Annotated in this window: 19 protein-coding genes and 2 pseudogenes; 12 read left to right on the top strand and 9 right to left on the bottom strand. The window is 56.7% G+C overall.

All coding sequences use genetic code 11. The features are described from left to right. Window positions 1–9: 9 nt before the first annotated feature. Both FHT76_RS38465 and alr read right to left on the bottom strand, forming a co-directional pair. Window positions 10–858 (bottom strand): DMT family transporter, encoded by an 849-nt coding sequence (locus FHT76_RS38465; RefSeq protein WP_183864939.1) that lies wholly within the window; start codon window positions 856–858, stop codon window positions 10–12. After that, entirely contained in the window at window positions 855–1940 is a 1086-nt protein-coding gene (alr, locus tag FHT76_RS38460; protein WP_259131420.1) for an alanine racemase, read from the bottom strand. Before alr ends, FHT76_RS38465 begins: the two co-directional genes overlap by 4 nt. 128 nt (window positions 1941–2068) lie before the next feature. Between alr and FHT76_RS38455 the strand changes: the two genes are divergently transcribed. Next, the gene (locus FHT76_RS38455; RefSeq protein ID WP_246712832.1) at window positions 2069–3232 is read left to right on the top strand and encodes a hypothetical protein; all 1164 of its coding nucleotides are present in this window, start codon (window positions 2069–2071) and stop codon (window positions 3230–3232) included. On the opposite strand, the gene FHT76_RS38450 is transcribed toward FHT76_RS38455, so the two are convergent. After that, on the bottom strand, window positions 3229–4248 hold the full coding sequence (locus FHT76_RS38450) for a C45 family peptidase (RefSeq protein WP_259131423.1): 1020 nt from the start codon (window positions 4246–4248) through the stop codon (window positions 3229–3231). The genes FHT76_RS38455 and FHT76_RS38450 overlap by 4 nt on opposite strands. Before the next feature lie 147 nt (window positions 4249–4395). Here FHT76_RS38450 and FHT76_RS38445 point away from each other — a divergent pair, with 147 nt between their 5' ends. Next, complete coding sequence (locus tag FHT76_RS38445) at window positions 4396–5313, top strand: HEPN domain-containing protein (RefSeq protein ID WP_405049535.1); 918 nt, start codon at window positions 4396–4398, stop codon at window positions 5311–5313. 364 nt (window positions 5314–5677) lie between these two features. Here the strand turns inward: FHT76_RS38445 and FHT76_RS38440 are convergent, their stop codons facing one another. The 3 genes and pseudogenes from FHT76_RS38440 to FHT76_RS38430 form a co-directional block, all read right to left on the bottom strand. Then, window positions 5678–6094 carry a hypothetical protein gene (locus tag FHT76_RS38440; protein ID WP_259186688.1) on the bottom strand — a complete coding sequence of 139 codons (417 nt, stop codon included), beginning with the start codon at window positions 6092–6094 and terminating at the stop codon, window positions 5678–5680. A gap of 437 nt (window positions 6095–6531) precedes the next feature. Beyond that, window positions 6532–6764, bottom strand: a pseudogene (locus tag FHT76_RS38435) (hypothetical protein). A 64-nt stretch (window positions 6765–6828) separates the two neighbouring features. Then, a complete protein-coding gene (locus FHT76_RS38430) occupies window positions 6829–7011 on the bottom strand; it encodes a DUF3606 domain-containing protein (protein ID WP_183759196.1) in 183 nt (60 codons plus the stop codon). Window positions 7012–7149: 138 nt separating this feature from the next. Here FHT76_RS38430 and FHT76_RS38425 point away from each other — a divergent pair, with 138 nt between their 5' ends. The 5 genes from FHT76_RS38425 (at window position 7150) to FHT76_RS41565 (ending at window position 10102) form a co-directional block, all read left to right on the top strand. Continuing rightward, the gene (locus tag FHT76_RS38425) at window positions 7150–7374 is read left to right on the top strand and encodes a hypothetical protein (RefSeq protein WP_259131432.1); all 225 of its coding nucleotides are present in this window, start codon (window positions 7150–7152) and stop codon (window positions 7372–7374) included. 148 nt (window positions 7375–7522) lie between these two features. Then, window positions 7523–7810, top strand: coding sequence for a hypothetical protein (locus tag FHT76_RS38420; RefSeq protein ID WP_183864963.1), 288 nt, complete (start codon window positions 7523–7525; stop codon window positions 7808–7810). Window positions 7811–8097: 287 nt separating this feature from the next. Next, window positions 8098–8493 (top strand): DUF2382 domain-containing protein, encoded by a 396-nt coding sequence (locus FHT76_RS38415; protein WP_183758707.1) that lies wholly within the window; start codon window positions 8098–8100, stop codon window positions 8491–8493. Next, on the top strand, window positions 8486–9493 hold the full coding sequence (locus FHT76_RS38410; protein WP_259186687.1) for a YsnF/AvaK domain-containing protein: 1008 nt from the start codon (window positions 8486–8488) through the stop codon (window positions 9491–9493). The genes FHT76_RS38415 and FHT76_RS38410 overlap by 8 nt, the downstream gene beginning before the upstream one ends. Window positions 9494–9799: 306 nt before the next feature. After that, window positions 9800–10102 carry a metalloregulator ArsR/SmtB family transcription factor gene (locus FHT76_RS41565; RefSeq protein WP_210296803.1) on the top strand — a complete coding sequence of 101 codons (303 nt, stop codon included), beginning with the start codon at window positions 9800–9802 and terminating at the stop codon, window positions 10100–10102. Between the two features lie 131 nt (window positions 10103–10233). On the opposite strand, the gene FHT76_RS38405 is transcribed toward FHT76_RS41565, so the two are convergent. The 3 genes and pseudogenes from FHT76_RS38405 to FHT76_RS38400 form a co-directional block, all read right to left on the bottom strand. Next, the gene (locus FHT76_RS38405) at window positions 10234–10512 is read right to left on the bottom strand and encodes a hypothetical protein (protein WP_183864946.1); all 279 of its coding nucleotides are present in this window, start codon (window positions 10510–10512) and stop codon (window positions 10234–10236) included. A 567-nt stretch (window positions 10513–11079) separates the two neighbouring features. Next, complete coding sequence (locus FHT76_RS41560) at window positions 11080–11250, bottom strand: NUDIX domain-containing protein (protein WP_348649655.1); 171 nt, start codon at window positions 11248–11250, stop codon at window positions 11080–11082. Window positions 11251–11313: 63 nt separating this feature from the next. Next, window positions 11314–11523: pseudogene (locus FHT76_RS38400) on the bottom strand (DUF1236 domain-containing protein); the annotation flags it as partial. Between the two features lie 313 nt (window positions 11524–11836). Between FHT76_RS38400 and FHT76_RS38395 the strand changes: the two are divergent. The 5 genes from FHT76_RS38395 (at window position 11837) to FHT76_RS38375 (ending at window position 14657) form a co-directional block, all read left to right on the top strand. Continuing rightward, window positions 11837–12124 (top strand): BON domain-containing protein, encoded by a 288-nt coding sequence (locus FHT76_RS38395; protein ID WP_259186685.1) that lies wholly within the window; start codon window positions 11837–11839, stop codon window positions 12122–12124. A 56-nt stretch (window positions 12125–12180) separates the two neighbouring features. Continuing rightward, entirely contained in the window at window positions 12181–12450 is a 270-nt protein-coding gene (locus tag FHT76_RS38390) for a hypothetical protein (protein WP_183864949.1), read from the top strand. 569 nt (window positions 12451–13019) lie between these two features. Next, window positions 13020–13748: a LuxR family transcriptional regulator gene (locus FHT76_RS38385; protein ID WP_183864950.1), complete on the top strand. Its 729-nt coding sequence runs from the start codon at window positions 13020–13022 to the stop codon at window positions 13746–13748. 74 nt (window positions 13749–13822) lie between these two features. Further along, entirely contained in the window at window positions 13823–14440 is a 618-nt protein-coding gene (locus FHT76_RS38380) for an acyl-homoserine-lactone synthase (RefSeq protein ID WP_183864951.1), read from the top strand. A 13-nt stretch (window positions 14441–14453) separates the two neighbouring features. Next, window positions 14454–14657 (top strand): hypothetical protein, encoded by a 204-nt coding sequence (locus FHT76_RS38375; RefSeq protein ID WP_183864952.1) that lies wholly within the window; start codon window positions 14454–14456, stop codon window positions 14655–14657. Window positions 14658–14789: the final 132 nt, after the last annotated feature.

Genomic DNA, 14789 nt, shown 5'->3' with positions numbered 1-14789 from the left:
CTTTCCCTTTCACCGAATGGCACTGCGTGGTGTGGCGAGGTGGGCAACGACCGCGCAAAGCACAAGGCTTCCGCCGCAGGCAGTTTGCCAGGACGGACGCATGCCATATGCAAGCCAGACGGATATGATCGAAAGCGGCATTTCAGCCAGGGAAAGCAACGCTGTCTCTGCTGGCGGGAGCTGGCGTGCGCCTTTGGCATAGAAGACCAGGCCAAGCGTCATCTGAAACAAAGCAAACGCCGCAAGAAGACAGGCCTCGCGACCTGTCACGGCAAGGTGATCGCCAATGGATGCTGCCACCACCATCGAAATGGCGTTGGAGAGCGCTACCATCCCCAGAACCGTTGGCGTCTTCGACATCCTAAAGGCAATGGTCATTACTGCCATGCAGCTTGTCATTGCCAGCGCCAGTGCGTCTCCCAAAATGCGCAAGCCTGACGACACCGAACCTGAGAAGATGAATATGGCACCCGCGGCAGCAAGAACGCCGAACGCCGTCGTTCGGCTCGATGCGGTTTCATTCGAGACCACAACAGCAATCATGGTTGTCAACAATGGAAGAGACGCATGAATGACCGCGACATTGGCTACCGATGTGAGGCGCAGAGCAGCGATGAAAAACAGTGTTGCCAATGCTGACATTGTGCTTGCCAGCAACGCATGGCTGTCAAAGCCAATCAAAGCGCGGAGATCACGTTGATGGACGAGAAGCAAAACGGTAAAAATTAGGGCAAAGGCGCTGCGCCAGAAGACAACCGCTAAAAGCGGCGCCTTCAAAAGACCCATGAACAATCCCGCCGTGCTGAACATGGCGGCTGATACCAAGACGAAGAGCGAAGCAAGGTGACGAGGTTTCAAGTCTGCTCTCCCGCGCTATTTGTGCGATAACGGCGCTGGCTGGACTGACCGAGCCTTGTAAGCAATTCCTGCGGTATCGTTGCTGCAGGGCCAGCTAACTTTTCCACCGGCTGACTTGTGCTTATGAGTTCCACCCAGAGACCCGGTCGCCTGAGTGCGGCAGGAATATCCGTCACGTCGATGGCAGCGTATTCCATTGACACCCTGCCAACCACGGGTGCGCGATAGGAGCCAACCTCGACCGACATCCGGTTGGCAAGCGACCATGGGAAGCCATGCGCATAACCTGCAGCAATGACTGCGATCCAGGTCGGACGCGACGTGCGAAACGTCGCCATGTAACCGACTGTTGCTCCAGCCTGAAACAAACGCGTATCAACAATCCGGGCGCGTAGCCTTATGACGGGCAGGAAGGGATCGGTCTTGAAGTCGGCATTGCCGATCCCGAAAATGGCCGAACCGATACGCACCTGATCAAAACGATAGGCCGCGCCGAGCAACAATCCGGAGGATGCTGCAAGACTGCGCCGTACATTTCCAAGCAGGCCGGCAATCCCGATGAACCGGTCTCGCTGCAGAGCGTTCAGCGGATGTCGTGGATCATCTGCGCAGGCAAGGTGGCTCATCACCAGGACTGGGGAGCGTTGATTCAGATGGATGAAGCGGCAGACATCAGACTGGTTCAGCCCCAACCTCGAGAACCCCGTTTCGAGATTCATCGCATATGAGTAGCCCATAGATGTGATCGCTCTGGCCTCACCAAGCGTATTGCAGACCGGAACAAGGCGATCGTGCCGGTATTGTGCTTTGCGTCGCGCGCGATATCCCGAGAGCACGAAAATATCGGCATCCGGAAGCCGACGTCTGATCCGCACTGCTTCGTCCACATCGGCTGCAAAAAAGCTCTTGCATCCGGCGCTTGCAAGGGACGAGACAACGGGGTCGACCCCCAACCCGTAGGCGTCGCTCTTGACCACCGCGCTCACATCGACCTTCTCGCCAACCAGACGCTTCACTGCCTGGAAGTTATGTTCGATAGCCTGGAGATCGACGAGAAGTCGGGGCTTTGATGCGTTCGACATGCGGCGCTCGCATTAGCTGTGTCATTATGCGTTCCAATTTTCGGTTGCAGTTTAGATCAAGCTAATGCACAATGCAATCTATTGATGTCTTGAGAGAGCAATAACCGCATCACGAGCAATGGAGGGATATGATGACACCCAATCGTCAAACGAAGATTCTCGTTATCGGACAGGGCGTGCTTGGCGGCGACGTTCTGGATCTGCTGTTGCAGAGTGGCGCGCCGCTTGCGCTTACGGTTGGCGCACGCAACCAGGAAAAAGCGTTGCAGCGGATCAACCTTGCGCGCTACACGGCTCTCAACCTTGGTCAATCGCAACCCGTCGATCTGGTGACCGTCGACCTCATGGAGGTGGAGCAGACGGCTGATCTCATCGAAAGGTTAAAGCCCGACATCATCTTCAATGCCACAACACTGCACAGCTGGTGGGTAATAACCAAGCTTCCGCCGGCAGCCTTCGCACGTCTTGATGCTGGTCGCGGCGGTATATGGACGCCAATGCACCAGGTGCTGATCCGCAAGCTCATGAAGGCAGTTCGCCTGGTCGACAGCAAGGCCGTTGTTGTCAATGCATCCTATCCTGATGTCGTCAACGCTTCGCTTGCCGGCGAAGGGCTGGCGCCGTCGGTCGGCATCGGCAACATTGCCAATGCCGTTCCTGGCATCAGACTTGCCGCGTCGCACATGCTTAACCTGCCACCTGCAGAAGTCGACGTGCGCTTCTTCGCCCACCATTATTTGAGCTACCGGATGCCAAGCACCGGGGGGACCGATGGTGCGCCTTATCATCTGAGCATCTATGCCAACGGGATGGAGGTTCCAGCCGGAGAGATCGACCACGACGCGCTGTTCAAATCCGTGGCCAGCCGGTTTCGTCGCGTCAAGGGCCTGGCGGGCCAGTCTGTTACCGCCTCGTCGGCGACAGCCATGCTGCTGGCCCTCGCAAACCCGGCCGGACATGTCGTCCACGCGCCGGGGCCGCTGGGCCTTGTTGGTGGATATCCGGTGCGCATAGCCAAGGCAGGCCTTCTTGTCGATCTTCCCGGCAAGCTGACACTAGACGAGGCAATCGACATCAATTGCCGATGCCAGCACTACGATGGCATCGAAAGTGTTGATGATGACGGTACCGTTCGTTTCACGGATGCCTCATCGGAGGTTCTTCACGAAGTCCTCGGCTTTGATCTCAAATCGTACAGCCCCGAAGAGTGTGAAGAGCGCGCAGCGGAACTGGCCGCTCACTTTGCGCACTTCGCACGTATCAATGGGATGCCTTCTGCTGTGGCCAGCTAGGCCAGCAAACCAACACGTTGGGGAGAGGATCCGTCTGGCTGCCCAGGCCATATCGCTGCCTCGCGCTGACCACAGTCGAAGATGACTGAAAACGCAGTCGCGGTCGGCTCGCGTGGTGAAAACGACTTGCAGATCGCATCCGGGGCTCCCGTTCGATCGCGCAATAACGCCGCCAGGCTTGCCGCATCCGTCAAAGCGAACCGGCGCGCAGCCCTTAGCCTTTCGCGGCTCGACGGATAGTGGCGCGCTTCAGCCTCGATATTTTCCCATACCGAGGCATCGGGAAAGAGAGGATGGTTCGTATGCACGATGGAATCAACAATGCGGCGAGAAAGACCGATCGATGGGCCAACCTCGGCGAGTTGCAATCGACCGGCGGCGTCGCCAAGAATGAAAGAGCGGCCGGACATGTGGTTCTGAGACATCAAAACGTCGAGAGCGGCTTCGACGCTTGGCCGCGCAAGCATCAGTCGGCGAATAACAAGGCTTGGCAGGCTGTCCTGCTTCTCATCAAGCATGAGGTCGTTGTTAACAAATGCGAACCCGCTCTCGTTCAGCCCGACCCAACCCAGAGTCCCGGCGGTTGCGATCGTGATCAGGCGCTTGCCCGGAACCTCGTGCACCAGAACGGCAAGATGCCGGTCCGCGCCTTCAGGTCCATCCCAATTCTGCGCAACAAGCGCACCGGCTGGCGTGGAAACCGCCGCAGACGTGCATCCTGTGCGCCTGTCCGAAAAGTACTCGAAACAGGAAAGCAGATAGATATCGATGGCAGAGATTCCCGTCTCCGCGGCCATTCCTTCAAGTTCCGAGTGAAGATCAGAATCGAGCGCAGAAACCTTTTCCAGAGAGGCTGCCGCTTTCGCGCATGCGCGGTTCCAGTCGGTGGTCTCAGCCGAGCGCCGCAAACGATCGTAGTCAGCGACAACGAGACCGCGCAAATGAGAACCATGTTGTTGGCCGCGCTCGAATGCTGTCCCGCGCAGGACGATGACTGGGATTTGCAATTTCGCCATGAATCACCTGAGCCTCCTTAGATCAGTCATCCATAATGTGGATAGCTTGGGTTCTCCAGCTACTGCTCGTGTGGATTGTGTGAAACTTCCATACACCGCGACCTAAGCAATGGTGTAAGGTTCCCTGGGAATGCCGCATCCAGCTGTATGGATCGGGCTGATGGAAAGGTAGACATGCAAGGTTTGGATCATCTGCCACCGCGCAAGCAGGACGAACTTGCAGAGGTCGCGCGCATCCTGTTTGAGGAATTCGAGGCTGCGCGCAGAACCAAGTTGAAGGACGACGCAAACAACGCTCGCATCCTGAAGATTATTTTGTTTGGTTCATACGCGCGCGGTGGCTGGGTCGAGGACCGAAAAAGCGGCTATCGCTCCGACTACGATTTGCTGATTGTCGTCAATTCGCACAGAGCGACGGAAGCCTCCGATTACTGGGAGAATGCCTCCGAGCGACTCGTTCGCGAACTGACCGTTACCAAGCAGCTTGAAACTCCGGTCAATTTCATCGTTCATTCCCTTCATGAGGTGAACGATAAGCTTGCTAGAGGGCGACCATTCTTTATCGATATAGCCCGCGACGGCATTGCCCTATATGAGGCCCCCGGTCACCCTCTCGCCTCGCCCCGGCAGCTTTCTACAACGGAAGCGCGGGACGAGGCACAGGGTTATTTCGATCAATGGTATCCGAGCGCTCAACGGTTTGCAAAACTTGCTGACGTGGCAATCGTCGATGGTTTTCGGAATGAGGCAGCTTTTCTCCTCCATCAAACCATCGAACGCCTGTATCACTGCGTGTTGCAAGTTCTGACGCTCTACAGTCCGAAATCACATCGGCTGTCAGTCCTGCGGTCGCACGCCGAGCGGGCCGACAACCGCCTGATCGCCGCCTGGCCGCGTGACACGAAGTTTGCGCGGCGTTGTTTTACCAGCATCGATCGAGCTTACGTCGAAGCAAGGTATTCGGCGAACTATTCTATTGCGGATGACGAACTCGCCTGGGTGGTGAACCACGTCACCGGTTTGCAGAAGATTGTCGGCGACATCTGCCGCGAGCGTCTCTCCTGAAAAAGATTGCCTTGCCTGATTATCGGTATTCGCCACTGCTAGCCTGCAGCCGCGGTAGCCTCTATCCAGCCTGCCTTTCGCGGCGGCGGTACCTTCTTCGAACGCCGCTAGCAGGTCCTCCTCCTTGAGGGCAGAATCTGGCGTTCGCGTTTCGTCGCCGTAGAATTCCTTGAAACGGCCTCGACATCTATTTGCAAGCACTGCTCCAAACCTTCTGTCGTCGCGGCTAATTGCTCAAGATTTTCGATAAAGAAGCTGAAACCGCTGAACAGGCTATCCGTTCCGATTTGGTCAAAGCTGCCCTAACAAACGTGAATTGGGCGACCATCGAGGGCTGCAGACCTGCCGACGCTGATCTGTTTGCCTACCTGAAGGACAGCTCTAAAACCTCATCGGCAAAGGCGTTGGTGTCCATCGGCCTTTGATAGAAGGGGATAGAGGAATACTCGTGGGGGATAACGCAGTGGTCGTAGCCCGTCACGAAAGCGAATGGTATGCCGCGTTCGACTAAAAGTCGGGGCACCTCGAAAGACTTTCCCTTACCGAGATTGATATCGATCACAGCCAACGTCGGCGAGCACGCGCCCAACTGCAGGGTGGCGTCCTCCGTTGTGGCACAAGGTCCAATGACAATCGCCCCTCGATCCTCGAAGGCGGCGGCCAATTCCCGCGCGATCAGGAATTCGTCCTCGACTACGAGAACGCGCGGCACTGTCTGGCCAACCTCGTCTTCACCGCCAGCTTCCACAGTGTTGGCCAATATTCCCCAGAGGTCGTCCACAGACCCCGTCGCCTCAATGATTGATCGCGATAACCATTGCGCGACGGCCGCGAGGGCCGTCGATGTCGATACTATGAACTGCACACCATCCACGAACCGCATCAACGATGGCGTCGAGATCGCGATCATCGAGGCAAGTTAGTGATAAGAACAATTGTGTGCCCTCCGTTCAACGGCAAGAGCACGAAAAATCTCTCAAGCGGTCCCGCCGAAAGCAGTGTGGGCCGACCTCCGGATTCTACTCGCGTTGCAGCCCACGGCAAGTGGGCGAGAATGCCGTCAAGTCGACAGCGAGGAAGCACACGCGACATGGGCTCGAGTGCCATCCGAATGAGGTCCAGACGGCTTCGGGCAGGAGAGTACGTGTGCTTCCCGGCCTCAAACTTCCCGTGGGTTCAGAAGTTCCAGCGTTTCCTGATTGTATACCGGCGGACGCGTCAGTGCACGGAGACGGAAGACGATGCGTTGACGCGAGTATCAGCCAACCCGACGTAGGTCTCGATCAACGTCGTCGCCATATCCTCAACCGATCGGCAGCCGTGGTCGTAAAGATCGATAGCTGCATCGCAGAGAAACGACGATGCCTGATCGTCCCATCGACCTTATAATATCGATACTATTCCCGGACAGCCTGTGACATGATCCGGTGGTCGGTCCTGGCCTTTGTCATGAGCTCCCCCGGAAAGCCAGCCTGCTCCGATAGAAAAGGGTGATCCGAGAACTGCTGAAAAGGATCAGCGACGCCCGATTTCGGCTTCAACTTTCTTCCGGGAATTGCCAGCACTTTTGACCGCTTTCTTGACGGTATCCTTGGAAACACCTTCCTTCTTCGCTTCGTATGTCACCTCATGATCCTGGCCGCCAGCGACGCGCGCACGATCCTGCGCGCGGCCTCTTGGTGTCTGTGTCTTTGCCATACAGTTTCTCCTTTATCGGATTTCCAGGGAAGAAACTCGGGACGATTCCAGTTGTTCCTTGGAAAGGGTGAAGCACTTCGTGCTGCGCTTGAAGCGACAGCCGAATCCGCTATGCAGGGCCAAACGAACGGAATCAGGATGACCATGCAGCACCTCTGGACTCTGGAGCGCGACGGGCGGGAACCACGCGGTGGTCTTGATGCCGTCGATGTATTGATCGAAGTCCTGCGTACCGAGGAACTGCCTGGGGTCACGCCGCCGGACTGGATCGTCGCCACCCTCCAGATGGATGAAGACGACGACGGCGTGGCCGTTCATACCTCGCCTCATGGCTGGAGGCTCCGTGTGAAGCGGATGGCGTAGCCCCTGCTCAATCGTCGAGACAGGGTCTCATGCGGAATCAATCTCTGAACGCGATTCCGTAAGTTATTGAAAAATGATTCGTTTCGTGTCGGAACGAATCACCCTGAGACGTCTTTGATTCGCGACGAAGTGATTCGGAGTAGGCGTCATGGCAACAGGGCATCGCGCGCAGTGGAAGGGCTTCATAAAGTTCGGTGAGGTCGCCACGGCGCTCGGAACGCGCGGCGGCGGACGGAGCCTGAATTCTTACAACGCGGCCAGCAACGGCAATTTCGACGACGACCAGCCGCTGATCGACACCCGCCATTACGGCTCGCATGCTTTTTCGGCGGGGACGCCGCCTCGGCTTTTGCGTAGGCAACTCTTACCGTCGCTTGGCACGTTCAGGAGACTGCTGCGTCGGCCTAACGAGATACTCTGCGGCGGCTTCTCATAGCTTCTCGCCGCCGCCGTTCGGGCTTCAGAGATCCTCTGCCTGCGTTTTCCCACCTCATTCCGAAAAGTTGCTTCCGCTTGGCGATGATCCCCCGAGACCGAGTTCACATGCGGCCAAGAACAAGTTGTGGCCGTTGCCGTACCGACCGGCGTGTGCTGCTCAATAGTCTCCATCGTCTGAGCATATAATTCAGCACCGAATGTACGATCAAAGACCATCCTGAACCTCGGTGATCAAATACGGAACCATCCTGAATCGTCTTCGTTTGGCTCCCGGAAGGTGAACAGATGCACGGAAACAAACGCAACCTGCAGGTCATCGAGGAGAAGCTCTCGGTCGACAAGGAGCTCATCATTGACGGTAGCGTCGAGGTTCGGACGAGGACATGCAAGGTTCACGAGGACCTGCTACTCGATCTTCGCCGAGACGACGTAGAGGTCGAGCGCGTCCGGATCGATCGTTTCGTGGACGACCTTCCCGAAGTCCGGACGGAAGGCGACACCACCATAGTCCCGGTCTTCGAGGAACGCATCGTCAAGCGGCTGTTCCTCGTCGAGGAAATTCACCTCCGTCGCACGACCGCCTTCCAATCCCAACGCGTAGAGGCTGACCTGCGGAAGCAGCAAGCGACGGTCGAGCGCACATCGAAAGACAAGCACACCAAGGAGAAATATCGTGGCTAACCTGTACAACGAGAACGCCCCTGCATCCGTACCGGGCTCTTCCTACAGCACACTGTCGGCATTCTTCGACACACGGTCGGAAGCGGAGGACGCTATTTCGCGCCTGAAAGACGCTGGAATTGGTGACGATTCCATTCGTTTCCTTTCCGGATACGAAAGCGATAACGACCGCGCAAACGTGGCAAGCGACGACCGATCCGGCTTCTGGGCAAAACTTGAGGACTGGTTCTTTCCAGATGAAGATCGCGCTACTTATGCCGAAGGCCTTCGCCGCGGCGGATTTCTGGTTTCGGTTCAGGTAGACGATGCAAACTACGAAACGGCCCACGATATTCTTGATGACGAGGGTTCAATCGACATCGACGAGAGAGCTGACCAATGGCGTAGCGAAGGCTGGCAGGCTCGATCAAGCGAGGCCTATGGCACTTCCACCTACGACCGGAACGCAGCCAATGAACGCGGGACTAGTGCGGGCTCCGGCCTTTCTGAACAGCGAAAGTTCAATGACGATCTCGACCGCGTCGTGCCACAAGCGAACGCATCCCGCGAGGATGCCTTTGATGCCGGTGACCGCGACCAGAGCATTCCAGTCGTTGAGGAAAATCTTCGCGTCGGCAAGCGTGACGTGAACCACGGTTCCGTTCGTGTTCGAGCCTATACGGTCGAGGAGCCTGTGCAGGAAGACGTCCGCCTCCATGAGGAAAACGTCGAGATCGAGCGCCGAATCGTTGATCGTCCGGTGAGTGACGCTGACGACGCCTTCCGGGACCGGACAATTTCCGCCGAGGAACATCACGAAGAAGCTGTCGTGCAGAAGGAAGCTCGCGTGGTCGAGGAGATCGGCATTCGCAAGACCGCGTCCGAGCAGACACAGACGATCGATGACACCGTACGCAAGACGGAAGTCGAGATCGATGACGGACGCAGCCGTCAATCACAGTCCCAGAATAGTGTTGGACAGTCTCAGACCGGACAGAACAACTCGTTCCGTCAGGACTGACACGACGAAGCGTGCACGAGAGCCCGGCCCAAGCGCCGGGCTTCTCTTTTCACGTCTAAGGGACACTTCAGACATCGCTATTGTCTCCGCCATCGGAAGGCTACGACCGAAAATTACCTGACCATCACTCGCAATCGCTTGGGGCGCTTGCCGCCCAGAGCACAAGTATCAGCCGATGCCACAAAATGAATCTGAACAAAGCCCCGATTCGTTATGGCAAAAATAATAATTACACTATTGATTTCTAGCGAATGATCTTATCTGCGGGGGACCGTACATAAAAATCTGGAATTTCGAGCCGCAGCAATGAATGATCTTGGGCGAACTTCAACTCAAACCGCGAGAGAGATAACACATCTACTCAAACTGATAGCGCATCCCACACGAGTCTTGATCTTGGTGTGTCTGTTGGATGGAGCGAGGACCGTTGGTGATATCCAGGAAACTCTTGGCATCCCGCAGGCGATGGTCTCCCAGCATTTGGCTCAGCTTCGAACTGCGAATGTCCTGTCTCGTCGAAAGGTTGGGCGCTTGGCATACTATGAGGTAGTCGATCCGAGGATAGAGCCCCTCCTACGACTCCTGCAGGGTCACCCGGGCGTCTATTGAGTTTTGGATTTCGCGGCCCTTCGTGCTCGGGACACGGCAGACTGCCAAGGCCTGTCAAATCGCAGAGAAAAGTTGGGTCGCAGTTGTTGGCGTTGGTGAAAGCCTGCGCCCAATAACATCAGGTGGAAAATTCAGTGAAGGGTACTATTGGTGGCGGAGCTATCGACCTTTGCGTTGGCGAAGATGAGCTTAATTGCCTGCTTCATCACATCCGCAGCTAGATTTCCATCACCCTCTAGGAGCAACGGCAACGCACCGCGAACCGCGTGGAGCATTTCGTCCAACGCCCTGACCAGGTGTTCGCTTCCTTGATCTGCCGCATCTTGGCGCATCCTGTGAAGGAGACAAATCAGACGGCCAAACGCCTCTTGTCTCTCGATGACCGTCATTTCGTCAAAAGACTTACTCAACGCACGCCCCGATTATCAGGCCTTTTGCCAGTCTCACGTTCCGGCAGCCAGCATTGGAGCACCGACAGATCAGCACGTCGTCGCCGCCGCCAGCGCCCGTATCCGAACGCTCGGATTAAGGGCAATTGTAGGTCGATGAACCATACCTGCCAACGGACCAAGGTCCTAAGCGTCACAATCGTTGCAATCGAAGCCGGAATTTTTGCAAACGCCAATCATCCCACAAAGTCCAGGTCACTATGTCCACAACGCTGGTCGTGTCGCCGCGAAGGTCAAGGCGATCGGCCGATCGGCCGGTCATTCCAACCGAATACGCTGACGTCCCCTTTCATCAAAAGCCTCTGGACGTTGCGAGCTTCGTCGACGGTCTTTTGTTCGACACCCCAAAAAGGCCTAGCCTTGGCATCGAACCGGCGAGCTTGGACGGAAACCTATGCTCTCGCCTTTCGCCCCACCCTGGTGATCAAGCTCTCCAGTTCCGGCTCTTTCACCAGGACCGCCGCCTCTCTCGGGTGCCGCCACGCCCGTTCCCGCTCGCCTCGTTCGGGAAACCGCGGGCGCTCGCGTCTAACCTCGAGCAGATAGACGCCGACGACTGGGTAACGCTCTCGCTACCCTTGAGAAACTTCGCATAAGCGTAATGCCCGAAAACCTTCTCGTTGATCTTCCCTTGATGCCAGCCTCTTCCCAGGCCTCGCGTTCGGCGGCCTGGTACGGCTTCAGACCTGCATCGGCCAACCTTTCGGAATAGTCCAGCGCTTCGAATGATGGTGAGCGCCCCCCAAGTTCGACGGTTGGTTGTTACTGGATGACCTGGATCACCTTGCGGGTGGAGGGTTCCACGATCACGCGCTCGTCGTTGACGATAGCGTAGGCGTAGCCTGCCTCGTCAGGGATAGGCGTCACGACGACGGTGTCGGGAAGCGGCTGGCCGACGACGACCTTCTCCTTGACCACAATGCGTTCCTTGGGGGCCGGAGCCTTCTGCACAAAGGTGATCACCTTCTCGGGTGCCATCGCCGATTGTGCGAACGCTACGCCCGATGCCATGACGACCGCGGTTGCGATACCTACTGTTCGAAGTTTCATGATGTTTTCCTCCTTTTGAGCGGACTATTCCGCCGGCGGTGCAAACATTCATGAACCGAGTAATGTTCCAGACCACGGACCTCAGTCCGGGGTCCGCAGGACTTTAGTCGCAATGCCCGAGCGGCCCTCATTCGCGCAGCCGAGCGATTGGGATCGTCCGCATCTAGGACCTAAGTCCCGCCCTGTGAACCAAATCAGCTTTGCGCTGTTCTCTTGGCATCACAAGGAGCTTGACATGAACGTCGAACTGGAATTCCTCGCCCACGATCAGCTCGCCCGTGTACGGACAGCCATGTCTGTGGAACCAGAGCTGGAAGCCTCGTCCATCGCGGTAAGTATGGTTGGTCGAAACGTTTTTCTCCAGGGCTATGTCTCGGATTACGGCCATCGCGTAAAGGCGACTGCCATCGCAGCGATGATTGCCGGCCCCGAGAACGTACATGACAGACTGCGAGACGTCGAAGAGGTGGCGTTCACCTCACTGGTGCTGGAACTATCGTTGCCGGAAGGCCGAGCTCATTGATGCGATGCCTTTTCCGGTCATTCGTTCAGCTGTCGAGCACAATCAAGGAATCAAGCATGTCCGATAAAACCCCGCCTCTCGTTGTCGTCGGAAGCGCTGGACCACAAGTAAAACAGTCCCAAGATGGCCACGCAAAGCCGGCACAGCAAACAGATGATGCCGACCTGGAGGCCGAGCTGACAATTGCCTCAACAGACACCGAGAAGGCGTTCAGCGATCTTGTGACAATCATCGGCCTCTCGACGGCCGTTTGGTCTGCCGGAATGTCGGTCGCCTGGGCGACTTGGCTCGATCCCCTGACTTTCGCAGGTCAACGGCGTGAGTGATCACCGCACATTTAAAGCGACCTCGACAAAAACCGTTTTTTAGCGGTACCCGAGACCAGTCGCCACGCTTGCGATCGTGCAACCAAAAAAATACCCCTCGCATGCATCCTCGAACGTCAAAGAACTGGTTTCCAGTGCGCTCGATGAGCTTATCTGTGGGCGCGCAGACGTCGATCTGGTGTCGCTTGAACACTGCATGCATGGTGCTTCGAGGGCTCATTCTGACGGAGCTTTTCGCACCAAACCCGGATTAGTCCCATTGGCAAGGTACCCTCGAATGCTATCGCAGTTGCCTTGAAAACGTACGGACTGTCGCGAAGACATGCTTGCGCAGCGACAATCAGCTGTCGGTGAGAGCCATTCGCGATCGCCGGTCCAAAGGCAGCCCCACGAGGTTCGGAATGCCTCCGCCTTCGTTGCGCAGGAAGCTGATACCTTGCACGGCCGTACTCGATGCCCTGCGCGGACCAGCCGCTTTTCAACGTGAAGATTTTGTGACAATACAAACAGAGGATGCATCCTGATGAAGTGCAGCCTGGCGGATATGCTGCCCTTGTTGGAGGACCCCGATGAGCGCGTTAGTTTCCGATGTATTGTATGAGTTCCTGGTCGGTTGCGAAGAGCCGGCTGACCTGCAGCAAATCTTTGGCACGATGGAGAAGGTGAGCCATCAGCTCGAGATCGATTATTTCGCAATGGCCTTTCTTCCACTAGCCCATGAGCGACTGGACTCTCTCGTCTGGCAACGTTGGCCCGACGGCTGGCTCAACCGTTATCTTCAGAACAATTATTTTCACGCCGATCCCGTCGTCAGCCTCGTCCGAGCAACAGCACGGCCGTCTGTCTGGTCCCAGTCGGTGCGGGCCAGCCATCTTTCAGGGCGCCCGAAGCGTATTATGGATGAAGCCCGTGATTTCGGGATGCACGATGGCCTGACCATTCCGCTTCATTCTCGCTCCGGGCTCGCTGGCCTTTTCTCGGTCGCGGGAAGGCGTGTCCCGGTGGCGGCATCGGAAGTGGCCCTTCTACAGTTTGTCGCCGAGACTACCCACCGGCGTATCATGGATCTCAACACCCCGCCGGAGCCTTGTCTGCGAGATGATCTGCAGATCACCCGAAGCGAGAGTGAGTGCCTGACCCTGTGCGCAGCAGGCAAGACCGACAGGGAAATTGGCAGCATTACCTATCGCTCGCAGCGCACCGTTCAGCAACACATCCGAAACCTGCAGCAGAAGCTCGGGGTATCCAACCGGGCACAGTTGATCGCGGAATCCTTTCGCCGCGGTTTGCAGCGTTAAAAAATACGACATTTTACGGATAGATTTTCGGAGTCCCCGGTTGCATGCTCAAAATATGCACGCGGGGTTCAAACATGCTCACCATCCTCGATGAAGATGACGATCCATTGCTGATGGAAAAGGTGTGGTCGTTCCGGCACCGCCGCTTCGTTGAACAGATGGAATGGAACGAACTGCGGCGTCGAGACCGGCGAGAGAGGGACCAGTACGACAGGCCGGATATTGTGCACGCTGTGCTCGTGCACAAGAAGGAAGTGATCGGCTATTCGCGCCTCCTTCCAACCACGGCACCCCACTTTGCCCGAGATTACAGTCAGCTGGCACCCGGGAGCCTTCCTTCCGGACCTGATATATTCGAGTGGAGCAGGTGCGCCACCGCACTCAATGCTCCCTTCATCAACGGAATAGCTGCCTCCGATCTCTTGATGACGGGTGTCCTTGAATGCCTCGTCCGTATGGGGGCGAAGGCAATTCTTTTTCTGACCTACCCCGCTCTCGTCATGATGATGCGCCAACGAGGCTATCCTGTTCAGGTGCTTGCCGATGTCACGCTCCAGGGACACCGGGTAGAGGTTGCCTACTCGATCCTTCCCGAAGACCTTCTCTCACGTCACTACAAAGACTACGGCATCGTCGGAGAAGTCCTCTGCTTGAGAACAAGAAGCCGGAGCGGTCTGGTGCACAGCGGATAGACGGGGGTGTCTTGTGGCTCGGCGCGATAAATCGCTCATCGATGCTCCGACTGCGCGCCGCCTGGCCTTCGCGACAGTCCGCACGGATGCCGCCAAGCTTTTGGGCCTGACGGAGGAAATTTGCCAGACCTATCCTGGAAACGAAGACATGCTCTTCCTTCGCTATCTGCTGAGGATGGTCATGCTGGCGGCTGAGAAGGATCCGGAGGAGCATTAGCTTGAGTTCGGAAATGTTAAGACGTTGTCTTAAAGTTCTTTGCAAACGTGAAATATCTTGCTAGTCTGCAACCTAGGCGGTTATCGCCTTGAGGCGTGGAATCCTCATTTGGTAAAACGCAGAAAGCGTAAT

It is taken from the genome of Rhizobium sp. BK176 (assembly GCF_024808055.1).
This window is presented reverse-complemented; position numbering and strand designations above follow the sequence as displayed.

What these genes read in the sequence shown, in the direction of transcription:
- FHT76_RS38390 (WP_183864949.1), top strand. Translation starts at nt 12,181, where the DNA reads ATGTCCGATAAAACCCCGCCTCTCGTTGTCGTCGGAAGCGCTGGACCA.
- FHT76_RS38450 (WP_259131423.1), bottom strand. Translation starts at nt 4,248, where the DNA reads ATGGCGAAATTGCAAATCCCAGTCATCGTCCTGCGCGGGACAGCATTC.
- FHT76_RS38395 (WP_259186685.1), top strand. Translation starts at nt 11,837, where the DNA reads ATGAACGTCGAACTGGAATTCCTCGCCCACGATCAGCTCGCCCGTGTA.
- FHT76_RS38425 (WP_259131432.1), top strand. Translation starts at nt 7,150, where the DNA reads ATGACCATGCAGCACCTCTGGACTCTGGAGCGCGACGGGCGGGAACCA.
- alr (WP_259131420.1), bottom strand. Translation starts at nt 1,940, where the DNA reads ATGTCGAACGCATCAAAGCCCCGACTTCTCGTCGATCTCCAGGCTATC.
- FHT76_RS38415 (WP_183758707.1), top strand. Translation starts at nt 8,098, where the DNA reads ATGCACGGAAACAAACGCAACCTGCAGGTCATCGAGGAGAAGCTCTCG.
- FHT76_RS41565 (WP_210296803.1), top strand. Translation starts at nt 9,800, where the DNA reads ATGAATGATCTTGGGCGAACTTCAACTCAAACCGCGAGAGAGATAACA.
- FHT76_RS38380 (WP_183864951.1), top strand. Translation starts at nt 13,823, where the DNA reads ATGCTCACCATCCTCGATGAAGATGACGATCCATTGCTGATGGAAAAG.
- FHT76_RS38455 (WP_246712832.1), top strand. Translation starts at nt 2,069, where the DNA reads ATGATGACACCCAATCGTCAAACGAAGATTCTCGTTATCGGACAGGGC.
- FHT76_RS38420 (WP_183864963.1), top strand. Translation starts at nt 7,523, where the DNA reads ATGGCAACAGGGCATCGCGCGCAGTGGAAGGGCTTCATAAAGTTCGGT.
- FHT76_RS38445 (WP_405049535.1), top strand. Translation starts at nt 4,396, where the DNA reads ATGGATCGGGCTGATGGAAAGGTAGACATGCAAGGTTTGGATCATCTG.
- FHT76_RS38430 (WP_183759196.1), bottom strand. Translation starts at nt 7,011, where the DNA reads ATGGCAAAGACACAGACACCAAGAGGCCGCGCGCAGGATCGTGCGCGC.
- FHT76_RS38385 (WP_183864950.1), top strand. Translation starts at nt 13,020, where the DNA reads ATGAGCGCGTTAGTTTCCGATGTATTGTATGAGTTCCTGGTCGGTTGC.